The organism is Providencia sp. AGC89, from assembly GCF_053543535.1.
This window is the reverse complement of sequence record NZ_JBIXLP010000008.1, coordinates 1-16,433: the sequence shown is the minus strand read 5'-3', so window position 1 is coordinate 16,433 and position 16,433 is coordinate 1. Positions and strand designations below refer to the sequence as shown.

11 protein-coding genes are annotated in these 16,433 nt (G+C 39.9%); 1 reads left to right on the top strand and 10 read right to left on the bottom strand.

Going from position 1 to position 16,433, the window contains the following annotated elements; genetic code table 11:
- Window positions 1–689 precede the first annotated feature (689 nt).
- From mukB to cmoM, 4 genes are read right to left on the bottom strand one after another with little or no spacing between them, the layout of a single operon-like run.
- Window positions 690–5,129, bottom strand: a complete 4,440-nt coding sequence (gene mukB / locus ACIPUA_RS04340) for a chromosome partition protein MukB (protein WP_210789007.1) — start codon at window positions 5,127–5,129, stop codon at window positions 690–692.
- Window positions 5,129–5,854 carry a chromosome partition protein MukE gene (mukE, locus tag ACIPUA_RS04335; protein WP_042846466.1) on the bottom strand — a complete coding sequence of 242 codons (726 nt, stop codon included), beginning with the start codon at window positions 5,852–5,854 and terminating at the stop codon, window positions 5,129–5,131. Before mukE ends, mukB begins: the two co-directional genes overlap by 1 nt.
- A complete protein-coding gene (gene mukF, locus ACIPUA_RS04330) occupies window positions 5,835–7,160 on the bottom strand; it encodes a chromosome partition protein MukF (RefSeq protein ID WP_042846467.1) in 1,326 nt (441 codons plus the stop codon). The genes mukE and mukF overlap by 20 nt, the downstream gene beginning before the upstream one ends.
- The gene (cmoM, locus tag ACIPUA_RS04325; RefSeq protein WP_048606597.1) at window positions 7,157–7,945 is read right to left on the bottom strand and encodes a tRNA uridine 5-oxyacetic acid(34) methyltransferase CmoM; all 789 of its coding nucleotides are present in this window, start codon (window positions 7,943–7,945) and stop codon (window positions 7,157–7,159) included. The genes mukF and cmoM overlap by 4 nt, the downstream gene beginning before the upstream one ends.
- A gap of 356 nt (window positions 7,946–8,301) precedes the next feature.
- Here cmoM and elyC point away from each other — a divergent pair, with 356 nt between their 5' ends.
- Window positions 8,302–9,129 carry an envelope biogenesis factor ElyC gene (gene elyC / locus ACIPUA_RS04320; protein WP_042846469.1) on the top strand — a complete coding sequence of 276 codons (828 nt, stop codon included), beginning with the start codon at window positions 8,302–8,304 and terminating at the stop codon, window positions 9,127–9,129.
- Window positions 9,130–9,226: 97 nt separating this feature from the next.
- On the opposite strand, the gene kdsB is transcribed toward elyC, so the two are convergent.
- From kdsB to ACIPUA_RS04290, 6 genes are all read right to left on the bottom strand, one after another.
- Window positions 9,227–9,973 carry a 3-deoxy-manno-octulosonate cytidylyltransferase gene (gene kdsB, locus ACIPUA_RS04315; RefSeq protein WP_042846470.1) on the bottom strand — a complete coding sequence of 249 codons (747 nt, stop codon included), beginning with the start codon at window positions 9,971–9,973 and terminating at the stop codon, window positions 9,227–9,229.
- 5 nt (window positions 9,974–9,978) lie between these two features.
- Window positions 9,979–10,158, bottom strand: coding sequence for a Trm112 family protein (locus ACIPUA_RS04310; protein WP_042846471.1), 180 nt, complete (start codon window positions 10,156–10,158; stop codon window positions 9,979–9,981).
- Window positions 10,159–10,310: 152 nt separating this feature from the next.
- The gene (locus tag ACIPUA_RS04305; RefSeq protein ID WP_004256206.1) at window positions 10,311–10,526 is read right to left on the bottom strand and encodes a cold-shock protein; all 216 of its coding nucleotides are present in this window, start codon (window positions 10,524–10,526) and stop codon (window positions 10,311–10,313) included.
- A gap of 403 nt (window positions 10,527–10,929) precedes the next feature.
- Window positions 10,930–11,928 carry a tetraacyldisaccharide 4'-kinase gene (gene lpxK, locus ACIPUA_RS04300; RefSeq protein ID WP_449059309.1) on the bottom strand — a complete coding sequence of 333 codons (999 nt, stop codon included), beginning with the start codon at window positions 11,926–11,928 and terminating at the stop codon, window positions 10,930–10,932.
- Window positions 11,925–13,670: a lipid A ABC transporter ATP-binding protein/permease MsbA gene (gene msbA, locus ACIPUA_RS04295; RefSeq protein WP_042846473.1), complete on the bottom strand. Its 1,746-nt coding sequence runs from the start codon at window positions 13,668–13,670 to the stop codon at window positions 11,925–11,927. Before msbA ends, lpxK begins: the two co-directional genes overlap by 4 nt.
- Window positions 13,671–13,706: 36 nt before the next feature.
- Window positions 13,707–16,091, bottom strand: coding sequence for a DNA internalization-related competence protein ComEC/Rec2 (locus tag ACIPUA_RS04290; protein ID WP_449059308.1), 2,385 nt, complete (start codon window positions 16,089–16,091; stop codon window positions 13,707–13,709).
- Window positions 16,092–16,433: the final 342 nt, after the last annotated feature.

Genomic DNA, 16,433 nt, shown 5'->3' with positions numbered 1-16,433 from the left:
ATTGGCCATCAGAATACAAGCTAACTCCATTACAGAGTATTTCATTTTACATCATTTTTTATATCTAATTAATATGCGCAATAAGGTACACCCTTAATTATCTCTTTCCCATCCAACTTTCTTTTATACAAAATTATTAATAATTAATGCGCTAAAGAATAAAAATACAATGAACTGACTAACCTTAGCACTCAGGTTACATTTTTATGTTGTTTAACATTAAGAAAAACCAAAACAAACAAATAAATCAACCAATTAAAACACCAATTTAGAGTTTTTGTGAGACTCCATCAGCATAAATAAGAAATAAACAGATAAAAAAATTTCCAATCCGTTGTAAAACTGCCAAATACCCCTATATAGAAACAGTTAATTATCCTTATCCATAATTAGTTATTACATCGATATAACTATAAGTATTTTTCATGCAAAGTTTTACCTAAATTAAATTCATTACGAGAGTTAGTTATACTTCATTAATTTTTGTTACATTCTATATGCGTTAATCGTAAAAATATACTTTCCCTAAGCAGTTTCTCTCGCTATCACTATTAAGCTACCCATTAAAATACTGTGCTTTTATGTTTAAAACACAGATATCCCTTCAGTTAGAAGAAGGGATATCAAATACAAAAAAGCCGATACTTATTACTAAGTATCGGCTTTAAATGCATTTAAGTTATCTATTACTACAAGGCCGGTTCTTGAACACTAGCACTGTCTTGGCCAAAACCTTTTAAGCCAACCACATGCACATGCTCATGGTTGCCTATCACCTTACGAACTAGCTTATAAGTTGTCCCTTTCTCAGGGCTTATATTCTCTGGTGCCGCAATTATTAACTGCATTTCTAACCTATCACACAATTCGAATAAGGTTGCTATCGATTTAGCATCTAATCGAGCGGCTTCATCTAAGAATAATAGACGACAAGGAATAATATCTTTTGCACGTAAACGACGGGATTCTTCTTCCCAGCTTTGTACCACCATCACTAGAATTGACATCCCTGTACCAATAGCTTCACCCGTTGATAGCGCACCACTCTCTGCTTTCAGCCAGCCATCTGAGCCACGGTTAACCTCAACATCTAGCTCTAAATAATTACGATAATCGAGTAATTCCTCACCAATGGTTTGCGGTAAACGCTGGCCAACATCCACTTGTGGGTTAAGGCGTTGATACAGTTTTGCCATCGCTTCAGAGAATGTCAGGCGCTGGCTAGTAAATAAGTCTTGATGCATTTCACTTTCTTCAGACAGGACACTGAGTAACAGTGCATGGCTTTCACGAATATTTACATTAAGACGAACGCCTTTCACTTGGCCAAACGCAACGGCTTGTAACCCTTGGTTTAACATGCGGATACGATTTTGTTCACGTTGGATCGTTTTGCGAATAATATTCGCCACACTTTTCGAGCTAATCGCTAATTTTTGCTCACGAGCGGTTAATTCTTCCGTTAAACGACCCAACTCAATTTCCATTTGCTCAATCGCATCAATCGGGTCATCCGTACGAATAATATCTTGGCGAATTCGTTCGCGTAAGTGTTGATACACTGCAATAAAGAACTTAATTTTGCGTTCTGGGTATTTTGGATCTTCAGATAAACGTAGCACATCACGTAAATGTTCGTTATCTGCCACCGCAAGACGTAGCGCCCCTAATGCTTTATCCGACATAGAGCGTAAACTGTCACCATCAGTATAAGCAAGTTCACGGCGGTGCAAACGGCGCTCAACACCATTGTCTTTCACCAAACGCATTACAGCACACCAACCTGCTTTCGCAGAAACCACTTGTTCACGTAATAGATAATAATCTTTTTCTAACTTACGTAGGCGTTTTTGTAAGTTATCCATTTCAGCTTCACATAAGGTTAGCTGTTTTTCTAACTGATTAATACGGCTACGGTTCTCCATCACTCGTTGGTGTAATTCATCACGACGAATGCGTGCACGCTCTTGTGCTTCAGGGTCAGCTTTTACACCAATCTCCTGCATTTCGGCTTCTAGCTCTTTCAGCATTTCTTGCTTAGTTTCAAAAGAGCTACGTAACGAAGCCAATACTTGATGGTATTGCGCACTCTGCGATTGCTGCTGACGTAGTTGCTCACGGGCTCGAGCTCGCTCGGTTTCTGCCTGTTCCAAACGCTGACGCAATTTTTCATTCAAATCACTATTTTCACTAACCATCCCCGTAGAGTCACTGTAACTAAAGTGAGCCCGACGTTGAACCACTTCAACCAATGCAAAAGCCTGCTGTTTTGCATTCTGTTGAGTGTGCTTCGCGAGTTCGTAATCTTTGCGTAGCTGGTCATGTTGCTCAGGGTCACTGAGTAATACCGTTACAATCGGCTCTAATTTTTCTAATGTACTTCCATGTTTATTGAGGAAATGCGCCGCTTCTTCAGCTTCTGATAGTTCCTCATTGATTTCTTCAACCCTATCCACCAGTGTTTCATCAAGTAACAAGCCCATCTGCGGTAACAAACGGTTAAGTGCCGTTAAACTTTCTTTTCCTTGAGCAAATTGTTGGCGCTGTTGTTGGGTTTGTTCTTCAAATTGCGCTAAAGCTCTTTCTAGTTCTGTTCGTTTTTGATTAAGTGTACGGATTTCAGCTTCTGGGTCTGCTTCGAAAGCGACAGAAATGTGCTGACCGATAAAACGACTGAATGCTTGATGTGAACGTTGAATTTTTTGTACATCAAATGACAATGTCGCATAGCGTTCGGCGAGCTCATCACGCTCAGCTGATAATGACTCTAAATGGCTTTCACGCGCTGCTCGCCCAAATAAAGGAAGCTCAGGATAACGCGAATAACGCCACTGCCGCTCAGAAGAGCGAACTAATACGGCTTGTTCAAATTCTTGGGCATCAAAAACGCTATCATCAAAGGAAGAAGGGTCCCCTTCGATAAAATACACATCATCAGGGCAGTCTTGTAAAGTTTCTAACTGGCTACGAACAACTGATAAATCCTGTACGACAATACCATGACGAGCAGGACCATATAATGCTGAGAAATAAGCCGCATCTTCAATAGTAATGTCATCATAAATTTCAGACAGTAATACCCCGTTGAAACGTTCCGCCAATGCAAGCATCCGGCTATCTTCTGCACCACTTGGCTGACTTAAACGCTCTATTTGCTTCTCAAGGTCGCGCCGCTGCGCTGCAATCTCATCGCGCTCAACCGTGATTTCCCTTTCTTGTTCAAGCAACTGCTGCATAAATTCAGTTACAGCAGTACTCGATGCAAAAACTTCACCTGATTGTTCATTCAATTGAGTTAATGCTTCTTGAGCAATGATCCATGCAGGTGCTTTAGAAGATAACTGTTGGATACGCTGGCGAATTTGTTCCAATTCTTGGCGCATTTGCATGCGCCTTTCGCCACTTTCGTTTACACCAACACTTAATTCTTCTTGTTGCGCTTCTAACTCAGCCATTAACGCATCAAGTTCATCAGGCTCATAGCTTTGACCGTGGCGTTTACAAAACTCTGCCAACATACGCTCTGCATTCTGCTGGCTATTTAGGCGTTGTTGTAATTCAGAGAGTTGCATGCGTAACGGTTGTACACGTTCAGCTAAATGCTGTTGTGATGACCAATCCCGTAATAGAGCACGTGCTTGTTGGTATGCATCACTGCGACTTACCTCACCTACCATATTTTTAACTAATTGATAGGCTTGCTCAAATTGGCTATGTGCTGCATCAGCAACACTCATTTTTTGTTCAAGGGCCAATAACGACTCTGTCGCTTGCTGTTCCCGAGCCTCAAATGTATCTAACCATTCATCTGCATTATCAATTGATAATTCAGGAAGCTGACACAAATCACGAGCTCGAGTTAATGCATGTAACGCTTGTTGGTATTGGATAGCACGAGTTTGCTGTACATCTAATGCTTGTTGGTAGTCCGCTAATTGGTTTTTTAGCTCATCAACCTCTATCTCAGCGGCTTGGGCACGAGCTTCATATTCGTCTTGTGTTTCTGTTGCTTCTGCAACAACTTCGCTTTGCTCTTCAAGGCGATAAGTCAGCTCTTCAATATCAGCTTGATAACGGTCTATTTTTTCTTGCTGACGTAGCGCTGCTTGCACTAAATTCAAATGGTCATTGGCCGCTTGGTAATCAGCTTCCAATTCTGTTGAAGCGCTATTTTGCTCATTTAGTTCGCGTGCCATTTCTACACTACGAACTTGCTCTATACGCAGTTGTTTACGACTAGCGAATAACTCATTACGTGCAGCTAAAGCGGCATCTAAATGGATACGCCTTTCATTGGAATGACGCATATAATCCGCTGATACATAATCCGTTGCTTGGCTAATTAAATGTTTAAACAAGTCGCGGTCAGATTGTGTAACGCGAATGGCTTCCAACGTTAAGCGGTTTTCACGCAATGCAGCTTCCATATCTTGGAAGGCTTTACGAACGCCACCATTTTCAGGCAATAAGTAATCACGTAATGAACGCGTAATCGCGCTGGAAATCCCACCGTATAATGACGCTTCAATAAGCCGATAATATTTGCTTCGATCACTCGCTGAGCGTAAACGTTTTGGCAAGACACCTAATTCAAATAGAACCGAATGGTAATCTGTAATTGAGTTAAATTGCTTGAACAAAATTCCTTCTTGCTCTTCAAGGCGTTCTTTTAACTCATTCAGTGGGATCACTTTGGCTTGGCGACCATCAATCACTTCTGTCAATATTTCAGTCGGAACCGTTGCCAATGGAATGCCTTGCACCATGAAAGGCTTAATATCAACTTTTTTATCACGCCCAGCAACTTGCTGTAAGCGCACACCCACCATGACGCGCTGATGTTTAGAGTTTAAAACATCTAAAATGGCATAGCAGACTCCAGGACGTAATTTCCCATGTAACCCTTTGTCCCGTGACCCTGAGGTAGCACCGGCTTCAGTGGTATTACGGAAGTGGAGTAAGGTTAAATCTGGGATCATGGCAGTAATAAAAGCAGCCATCGTTGTCGATTTACCCGCACCATTACCACCAGATAAAGTGGTGACTAACTCGTCAAGGTCAAAAGTACGAGCAAAAAAACCGTTCCAATTCACCAGCGTCAGTGAGCGAAATTTTCCGCGTTCAATCATTATTCTTCATCCTCATCACTTTCTGCCGGTTCTTGACTATCTTCGACATTCTCTTCTTCACTGTCTTTTAGTGAGAGTTCACCTTCGAGAGAGATAGCTTCGCCATCACGGATCATACGTAACTGAGCGTCTTGCGGGTTATCACCACTGCGTACATCTGCACCAAAACGGAACACAGATTCACTAATAATAAATTTACTCGGGTCATTTTGCAGAAAATGCACCATCCCTAAACGACGTAGACGGTTTAATGATGTTCTTAATTTTTCCTGCAATTTTTGTTTATCAAGGTCAGAACCCGTAGAACGCTGATTAACAAATTTAAGCAGTTTATTTTCATCCGCTAAAGAGAGTAATTCTTCAAAAAGCTCTTGAGAGGTAAAGATACCTTGATTACTTAAACGCTCAGGGCTGAGGTAGAGATAACACAGAATTTTGCCAACCATCATATCCAATTCAGATAGGACTGAGCGTGGGATCAACGTGGTCGAACGCGGGCGTAAATAGAAAAACCCTTCAGGTGCACGAATTAGCTCAACATTATACCGTGAGTAAAATTGCTCCAATGCTTCCTGAAAATCCATCAAAAATGCGTGGTTATCAAGGTCATCAATACTAATATGCCGACCTGAACGCAATTGGCTGTCTAGCTCTGGGAAAATAGGGTTAGCTAATGCTTGAGCCAGTTTTACTGGCATAAATTGTTCAATATTTGTCGATGACATGTGCCTGTACCTTGGCTCCGTAATCATTAATAGCTTGCCATTCTGCCGGTAACCCCGCCAAATCAGCCTCTGCAATGCCTAGTCTTACCGCCTGATCAATAATAATTCGAGCGACATCAAAATGACGTTTTTGTGGATATTGCTGCAAGTACCCCTGCAATACACGACCAACGTCTAATGGACGCTGTTCTGTTTTATAGATGGCAAGTTCCACTTCCATTAACTCGGCTAGTTTATCATTGAGCTCACTAAACTCTTCAAATTCAAGCTCTGGAGGCAATTCACCCGTTACCTCTTCATCATGTAATGTGAGCTCTTCATCTCGCATATCGAATAACCGGTCTGCGTTGGTATAAGTAAGAGCCCAAGGGCTATCGAGATAATGTTGAACGGACTGACGTAACCGTTGTGAAAAGATCCTGTTTTTATCCATATCTATCGCTGTACGGATAAATTTATGGACGTGACGGTCATAGCCTATCCATAAATCGATAGATTGCTGCCCCCAACTGACGATACGGTCTAATTTATTTTGTAAGTCAAAAACCAGTCTATCCACCATTTCAGAAAAAGCAGGTGCATTCATATTCGCTTCTTGAATACGCAATAAATTGGCTTGTAGTTTATCCCCTGCGGCTTCTAACGTGTCTTGCAGCTCACGCAAAGTACCGGATGTTTCTGATAATAATTGCTCACAGTTTGCGATGGCCGCCTGCCAATCTTGGTTTAACAAGGCAGCAATATCTTCTTTAACGGTATTTTGCTGCTCATCCATGATACGTTGGGATAAATCGATGCTATCAAAAATTTCAGCGACTGAATATTTTAATGGAGCAAAAACATAACGATGCCAATAAAATTCATCACCGCCTTCTTCTGCTGCTTCAGCCGCTCTTTGCAGCTCACTGGCAACTATCGAAAGCTGCATGGAAAGTCTTAATGTGGAAAATTCTCGCTGGCGTATATAATAATCGCTGATGCCAATCCCCAATGGGGTCAGACGATAAATGGCATTGCCTTCAACAATATCACTGGCGAAACGGTTAAATATCTTTTGGCGCACCATATCATTGATGGCATTATTTGCCCTCACCGCCAAAGATTCCGTTGTCTGTTCAAAACCTTTGCAAACTTCACGAAAGGCGTCAACCAGTTCCCCTTCACTCATTTCGCCATTCACTCTTTCACTGTTTAATACTGCCACCGCCAGCAAAAATGCCAAACGCTCAGCAGGGAGTGAAATCGCAAAATCATTTTTTCGTGCCCAAGACACAAGTTCAGGGACGGTCTGGGAAAAATCACTCATAAATCGTCCTTTTGTATTTGTTTGCGTGCCATGACATGAATATAACGCCCCATACTAAGATAGGGTTCTTCACGACAATATTGTTGCTCTAACGCTAACAATGCAGGAAAATCTTTTTGCTGTAATTGCCTACTTTGCAGATAGTCATGGAAAACTCTGACGCCACTTTTAGCTAAGATGCCCATACCACACCCCCTTAACCACTCATCAACTTGCTGAGGAAATAAAGGTTTCTGTGGCGATAACGAGCGTTTACGACGCCGCTGAATATGCGGGGTTGCCAAATGAAAGTTCCCCAAAATCGCATTACGCATGACTAAGCCATTTGCATTATAGAACATGACAGAAAATACGCCTTCTGGTCTGATTATATCTGCCAGTTGTTCAATTGCATATTTTTGATCGCTAATCCATTCAAGAACAGCATGGAATAAAACAAGGTCAACGGGCTCATTAATATGTTGGGAAATATCTTGCACCGCGCAGTGAACAAAGCGAATGTTATCGCTAATCCCTTGTTCTTTTGCAAGCTCACTGGCTCGTTCCAACATTTCTTCGGATAAATCGCAAAGTATAACTTGATGGCCCATAGCAGCAAGTTTACGTGAAAAATGCCCTTCACCTCCACCTGCATCAAGTATTTTTAAGGTTTTCCCCTTAAATTGGCTATCTAATATATGCGTTAAATCTTGCCAAACCACCGCTTCACGTATTTTTCCTTTTGTCGTGCCGTAGATATTTTTTGCAAATTTATCGACAATATCATCAAAGTTGCGGTCTGCCATGTGCTATCCGGTTGCCTATCATTGTTCATTAACTAAGTTTTATGGGCCAATTAGTCGCAAAAACCGCCAATGTAGTCTATTTTCATCTTGAACTTAATGAAATTAAGCTAAATTGAGAATACTATCACTGAGTATTGTGCTTATCACACCAGATGTGGGCGACAATTGAAACATGAATTATAACAGATAATAGCGATATTTTTGCATTGTACTTTATTTTGCTCAGTGAATTTCATTTTGACATCATTGAAGGCGATTTTCGCTATTTTTATGTTGAAAAAGTGGTTATATGACGCTTTTTCAAGGGTAGTTCCACAACCAAAATTGATTGATAACCCTTAAGAATAGGCTTAGTTATGTTATTTTTTTTAAAAAAATATATTGGTTCCCTTTTGATGCCACTGCCATTATTGCTCATCATTGGGTTTATCGGGTTAATTTTACTCTGGTTCACTCGCTGGCAACGGTGCGGAAAAACATTTACTAGCCTGAGCTTAATACTCCTAGCAGTACTCGGATTACAGCCTGTTTCAGATAGCTTGCTCGCGCCTGTAGAAGGCCAATATAATAAGCGATATGAATTGATCACTGAAACACCACCGCAAAATATACAGTATATCGTGGTATTAGGAGGTGGGTTTACTTACAACCCAGATTGGAGCCCAAGCTCTAACTTATTGAATAACAGCCTACCAAGAGTAACTGAAGGCGTCCGATTATATTTAAAACACCCAGGCAGTAAGCTTATCTTTACTGGAGGGAAAGCGAGCAGCACCATAAGCAGTGCAGAAGTTGCGGCACAAGTAGCTCAGTCTTTAGGTGTACCCGCACAAGATACAATCCCTCTTACAGAGCCTAAAGATACCCAAGAAGAAGCCTTTGAGGTTGAGAAAATTATTGGGAAATCGCCTTTCTTATTAGTCACTTCAGCCAACCATTTGCCTCGGGCGATAACCATGTTTACAGACAGAGGCATGCAACCATTCCCTGCTCCCGCAAATCAACTTGTTATTACTAGCGGCATTAACCCATGGGAGAAATACATCCCTTCAGCATATTACTTCGGTCACAGTGAACGAGCGTGGTATGAATTTCTTGGGACGATTTGGTGGCACCTAAAGCCTGATAATACACAATCAATAGACTCCTCGTTGCCAACTCCAGAAGCAACCGTCGCCGAATGAAAACAAAAAGGTGTAACCTATACAGATTACACCTTTTGTTGAATACCAAGAGAACAAACAAGATGCTACCTCTTGGGCTTACTGAATAATATTTTAATTACAATAGAAATTGCTTTCTGACAGCATCAAGATCTGCTTGGGTATCAACACCCGCCCCTGGTGTTGTTTTAGCTACATCCACATGAATTTTCTCACCATACCAAAGCACCCGAAGCTGCTCAAGCATCTCGATTTTTTCTAATGGACTAGCTTCCCAACTAACATAACGGCGGATAAACCCAGCGCGATAGGCGTAAATACCAATATGACGTAAAAACGTGTCACCAATGACATCATGACTTTTAGCAAAACCGTCTCTGTCCCAAGGAATAGTTGCACGAGAAAAGTACAACGCATAGCCACCTTGATCAGTAACCACTTTCACTGCATTGGGGTTAAACGCCTCATGAGCATCACGAATAGGCACGGCCAGCGTACCCATTCCAGCTTGACTTCCCTTAAGATTATTTGCTACTTGGCTAATAATTTCAGGTGGAATTAAAGGCTCATCCCCTTGCACATTCACAATAATTTCATCATCAGAAAAGCCGTAAGTATCGATAACTTCTGCTAACCGCTCAGTGCCAGACTGGTGCTCGGGGTTGGTCATACAAGCCTCACCCCCAGCTTCAATCACGGCTTTAGCCACATCAGGATGATCTGTCGCCACAATGACTCGACTAGCTCCTGATTTAATCGCTTGTTCCATCACCCTAACGACCATTGGCTTGCCATGAATATCAGCTAAAGGTTTACCCGGCAAACGGGTCGATGCATAACGAGCAGGAATAATAACCGTAAACATGGCGATTATTTTCCTTCATCTAATGAGACTTGGCGTGCTTCATTTTCGAGTAATACAGGGATGCCATCACGAATTGGATAGGCTAAGTGATCAAACTTGCAGATAAGCTCGAGGTTTTCTTTGTTATAGCTTAATTTGCCATGACATATAGGGCAGGCAATGATTTCAAGTAAACGGTGATCCATGTTTTCTCCCGAATGGATTTTAACTCACTTGGAGTCAGGATATCACATGCAGATATCACCGTTAACTTTAATCTTTCTGAATAAGATCTCCTGCGTGAGATGAGAGGATAAAAGCAGGAGAATTTGTTCTGTTAATTGTTTAGTAATTACTTCTAGTAAGCAATAACGTCTGCTGCCGTTATGCCATCCGAATTACGAGTAACAGAGAACTCAACGTTTTGACCTTCAAATAATGATTTGATTTTTTTATTAGCGATTGATTTTGTTGTCACAAATACATCATCTCCACCATTGAATGGTGAAATAAAACCGTAACCTTCTTTTGCGTCAAACCATTTAACTCGACCCATATGTAATTGAAAATTCATATTAAAACTCCTTTTGTTCTGAGAACAATATTTTTTTTATCTTTGTATCATTACTCTTTCTTGCGTCCCATTTATAAATTGCCGATCTATTAATACATCAAAGAGTAAATACACTTTTACCAATTTATGCACATAAATAATTGTGCATTTACTATAACGCCCGTAAATATAGATTTCAGATATCACTCATCCACTGTGAAGTTAACAGCCTAATTTGACATTATGATGACAAAACTTAGAAGTAACGACCCAATAATGTAGATTGTGCGAGGATATGAAGACTAACTAAAGAACGCGGCGTGAAATTCAAGCTAGTATAAAATCCAATTATTAATGTATTGCATCTAGATACATAATAAGTAGATCTATATCACATTGGCGATATTATTATCATAGTGAAACGTTAGTGGCAAGTTTTTTTGTTATTTGTGATAAGTTTTTTTATTTCGCTTAAAATTTTATCTGCACCACGATGTTGGAGCTGAGCTTGAACAGGAAGGAACCACCAGTTAGGTTGAGCAAATTCGCGGCATTTTACTGCATCTTTCTCCGTCATTAATAAAGACTGATGGGGTTTAACTAAAGACATTAACTGTTGTTGTTCATACGATTGGTGATCGGCAAAAGCTTGGCTTCCCTCTAATACAACCCCTTTACCCTGTAAAGAATTAAAAAAACGTGTGGGGTGACCAATTCCTGCCATTGCCACTACCGACTCTAGCTCCGTAACGGGTTGTTTTTTTAAGCTCACAAGGTTAATTGCGCTATCCCCCTCTAGGGTCATTAGCACTTCATTTCCTTGGGGATTACCACCATTAACTATAGATGCATTAACAGTTTTTAAACGCCCAATTCTTTCACGCATAGGCCCAGCAGGAAGCCACCAGCCATTACCAAAACGACGTTGCCCATCAATGACGACTATCTCATAGTCACGTTGCAGTGCGTAGTGTTGTAGCCCATCATCGGTGATGATGACATCTAATTCGTATGCCTGAAGCAGGGCTTTAACTGCATCGCTACGCTTAGGGGCTACAGCAACAGGCGCCTTTGTGCGATGAAATATCAATACAGGTTCATCCCCTGCAACTTGTGTGGTAGTCGCCTCATTAAGTACTAATGGGTAATTCTCTGACTTACCGCCATAGCCCCTAGAAACGACCCCCACCCGACAACCTGCATTAGTTAATGATTCAACTAACCAAATGACTACGGGCGTTTTACCATTTCCACCCGCAGTTAGGTTCCCAACTACGACCACCGGAACCGGTGCTTTCCATGAACGAAATAGCCCAACTTTATATGCCATATGCCGAATTACTGTTATCAGCCCATAAAGGAAAGATAACGGCAATAACAAAATATATAGCCAAGATTTGCCAGACCAAATACGCTCTATCATTGTTTAAATTGGATTCTATGTAATTGAGAATACGCGCCATCTTGCGCTAATAAAGATGCATGATTACCACGCTCAATAATCTTGCCATCTTGTACCACTAAGATTTCATCGGCGTTCTCTATCGTTGATAACCTATGAGCAATCACTAAAGATGTCCTATTCTTTTGTAGTTCATCAAGTGCAGCTTGAATTGCACGTTCAGACTCAGTATCTAAAGCAGAGGTTGCTTCATCAAGAATAAGGATTGGGGCATCACGTAACAATGCGCGAGCTATCGCTATCCGCTGGCGCTGACCACCTGAAAGCATGACCCCATTTTCACCGATAACCGTATCTAAGCCTTTATCAAGCTTGGCAATAAAGTCCATTGCGTAAGCCATCTCTGCTGCTTTTTCAATTTGCTCACGGCTGTAGTTGCCATCTGTTGCATAGGCAATATTATTGGCTATCGTATCGTTAAATAAGTAAACATGCTGTGAAACTAAAGCAACTTGGTTCCGTAACGAAGCTAAGGTGTATTCGCGAATGTCATGACCATCTATCTGAATCGTTCCTTCATCAATGTCATAAAAACGCGTAATTAAATTAGCAATTGTAGACTTACCTGAACCTGAACGCCCGACCAGAGCAACTGATTTCCCCGCAGGTAACGTAAATGAAATATCGTCTAACGCAGGATGCTCTTTGGTTTCATAGGTAAAAGTAACATGTTCAAATTTGATGTCACCTTTTACCTCTTTTAATACTTTCGTCCCATTATCTTTTTCTTGTTCAGTATCTAAGATAGCAAACAAGGTTTGGCAAGCAGCCATACCGCGCTGAAATTGAGAGTTAACATTAGTGAGGGATTTTAAAGGCCGCATTAATGCAAACATAGATGAAAATACAACGGCAATGGTACCTGATGTTAATTCATCGCGAATTTCGGGAAAGCTCGCAGCGTACAATACAAATGCCAATGCGAATGAAGCAATAAGTTGAACAATCGGGTCTGAAATTGCTGATGCGGTTACCATTTTCATATTTTGGCGACGCATGTTATTGCTTACCTTGTTAAAACGCTCAGTTTCAACTTTCTGCCCACCAAAAATTAAAACTTCTTTATGCCCTTTTAACATTTGCTCTGCGCTAGCAGTAACATGTCCCATCCCCGTTTGCATATTTTTACTGATTTTACGAAAACGTTTAGAGACAATGCGAATAGTCACAGAAACAACTGGGGCAATAACAATTAATATCAGAGATAGTTGCCAGCTGTAATAAAACATCATGGCAAACAACCCGATAATATAGGCGCTTTCACGTATAATAGTAATTAATGCACCTGAGGAAGAGGAAGCAACCTGCTCTGAGTCATAAGTAATTCTCGATAATAATGTCCCTGTTGACTGCTGGTCAAAAAAGCTAACAGGCATTCCCATCATATGACCAAACAATTTACGGCGCATATTCATAACGACTTTGCCCGCGACCCATGAAACACAATAGGTTGAAACAAAGCTAGAACTACCACGAACGACCATAAGACCTAACACCGCAAGCGGAAGCCATTTTAAAACATCGTTGTCGGCTTTATCGAAGCCTTCATCTAACAAGGGTTTTAACAAAGAAATCATAAACGCATCACCTGCGGCGTTAATGATAAGTGCTATTGCTGCTACAATTAAACCCGCTTTAAAAGGCGCAATAATTGGCCACAAGCGGCGAAAAGTTTGTTTTGTCGAAAGGTCTTTATCATTCATACTTTTAATTACCAGACTTAATGTAAGCGCACTATTCTACTCGGGAAATAGCGGCAAGCCAAACCACAGATGATACCAACGGGGTTGAATTTCATAGCGATAACGTAAAATTTTAATATTTTCTTTTTTAAACCATAAAGTTATCTGACCATTCTCTGCTGTGTTTAACCATTTAACGCCACTACTTTTATACCTAGAATAGACTTTTTGTGATGGAATTTTCCACGCACTGTACCTTGCAGAAGAAACTAATGCCAATGATGGTTTAACATTCCTTAACAATAAGGCGGTTGAGGATGTGCTACTTCCATGGTGAGGCGCAAATAAAATGTTAGAATGAAGTCTTGATTTATACATTTCAACAATTGATCTTTCACCTTGTTTTTCTAAATCTCCCGTCAATAAGATTTTATGGTACCCATCAGTTAATTGAATAACACAAGAATCATTGTTATGCGATATTTTTGATGATTTTTCAGGCCACAACACTTCAAATGTTAAAATCCCCCATTGCCACTTTTGCCCTTTGAAGCAAGGAAGATGCTGAATACGCTGTCTTTTCTTTAACTTATTATATTCATTAGAGTAATTACCAAAACTACTACGTATGCTTATCCACGGGTATTGCTGACTTAAATCTTTAACGCCCCCAGTATGATCCAGATGATTATGACTGAGAATAACAGTTAACGGTGTAATATTATGATGTTTAAGAAAGGGGATAACCTGCTTTTTTGCACTGCTGCTCCCTTTCCATATATTTCCTGTATCATATAAGAATGCTAGATTATTTTGTTCTATAACGACTGCTAAACCGTGGCCAATATCGAGTACAGTTAAGCTCCAATCCTTTTTTGGTGATTTACTATTCCCTCTTTCAGTTAGTATTAATATGAGGACACAGCCGCATAGCCCTAAGTAATTTTTGTACCACCGGTAAAGGATCACTAAAACAATAAGCCAACAGCTTACCAAAGCATAATAAGGCACATGACGTAATTCAAACCAAAAGCGGCTGAAGAATGGAATTGGCTTCAACCCCCATTCAATTACCTGATCAATAGCAAGTAAAATAACATTTTGTATCTCAGGAATTGGTAGTAAAAATAAGACAAATATAGCAGGAACTACTAACCAAGAAATAATAGGAACAAACCAAAGATTTGCAAAAAAACTCATTAGATTAATGCCATTAAACATTATAAGTTGCATGGGAATAAGTAGAATAAGTAAACCTATCTGTAAATGAGTTAATATAATAATTTTCCCTATTACTTTTTGTTGCGCAAGATGAGGAGATAAAGGTAAAACACTGGACCAATAGAGTATGGCTAAAACCGCAAAGCTCGATAGCCAAAAACTATCTGATAAAATTGATAACGGGTCTAATACTAAGATACCTGCAATGCTCCATAACGCCCATTGCCAAGAAAAATAATGAGATATTTTTTTTCGAATATAAACCCATAACAATAAAGCAAAAAATGCCCGAGTTGCAGGGATTGCAAAATCAGAAACCCAAGCATAAAGAACAGCCAAACATACCCCTGACAATATTGGGATACTTTCATTTAAAAATGATATAGGTAATAAATATTGAATCCCCCTTACAATCAAATAACCAAATAAATAGGCTAGACCTATATGTAAACCAGATATCGCAGTTAAATGAGTTAACCCTGTATTCTGTAATAGTAGAGAATGCTGTGGGGTCAATAGCCCCCTTTCCCCAAACATAAGCGCATAAATAACACCTGCATTATTTAATGGTGATATTTGCTGTGAATAATAGTTAATAAGCTTTTGTCTAATAGAACATTGAGAGTCTAATATTTTTTGTTGCTGACTCTTCAGTAAACCAATTTGCCTTTTTGCTAATAGATAACGCTGTTGATTAAAACCCCCTTCATTTAAAGAACTATGTAAAGGCTTAAGCTTTCCTACAATTTGCCATGACTGCCCCGCGCATAATGGCTCCTTAGTCTTCCATAAAGCATATAATGGAGGAAAAATAATTTTAGAGTTTATTCTATCAATACGTACCTTATGCTTATATTCCTTTCCTGCTAACGGAATACTTATAACGGTAAGGTCAATTTTGTGGTTTTTCTCAGATAGAAAATACATTTTGTTTTTAATATCAATACAATGCCAGTTTCCCCAAATAAACGATATGATAACCAATGAGATAAACTTCCCCACCTTATTAGTCATATAAAAGATTAAAAATAAAGTAATGATAAAAATACAAGTAATTGTAACGTTTAAACTTATAAGTTCAGGAATAAATAATAAAGGTAATACCCCAGTAATTACCGCTAATGCTGCCAATGATAATGATAGTGATTTTTTATATTTACCTAGCCAATAATGAATAGTGTGATTAATAGCCCAGTTCTTCCCCCCTCCCTGTCCTTTCATATTTGGCTCCTTTTACCCATAATCTAGAGCCCAATCTAAAACTTAACTATTTATTCAATAAGTAGTTAAGATAGGTTTTGAGTCGCGCTTCGTAATAAGTTATTCAGGAAAAATACAGTATTCATTAAAGTGGGAAGCGCCTCGCAATTTATTTCAATACTTATCAATACTTGTCGTGTTTAAGCCTACATCTACATTTATAATCCCATCTAGACCGATTGATTTCTTTTTCCATTTTTCAATGAGCGAAAGCTATGAGGTCAAGTATTTGATTCCCAGTGTTAGGTGTTAGGTGTTAGGTGTTAGGTGTTAGGTGTTAGGTGTTAGGTGTTAGGTGTTAGG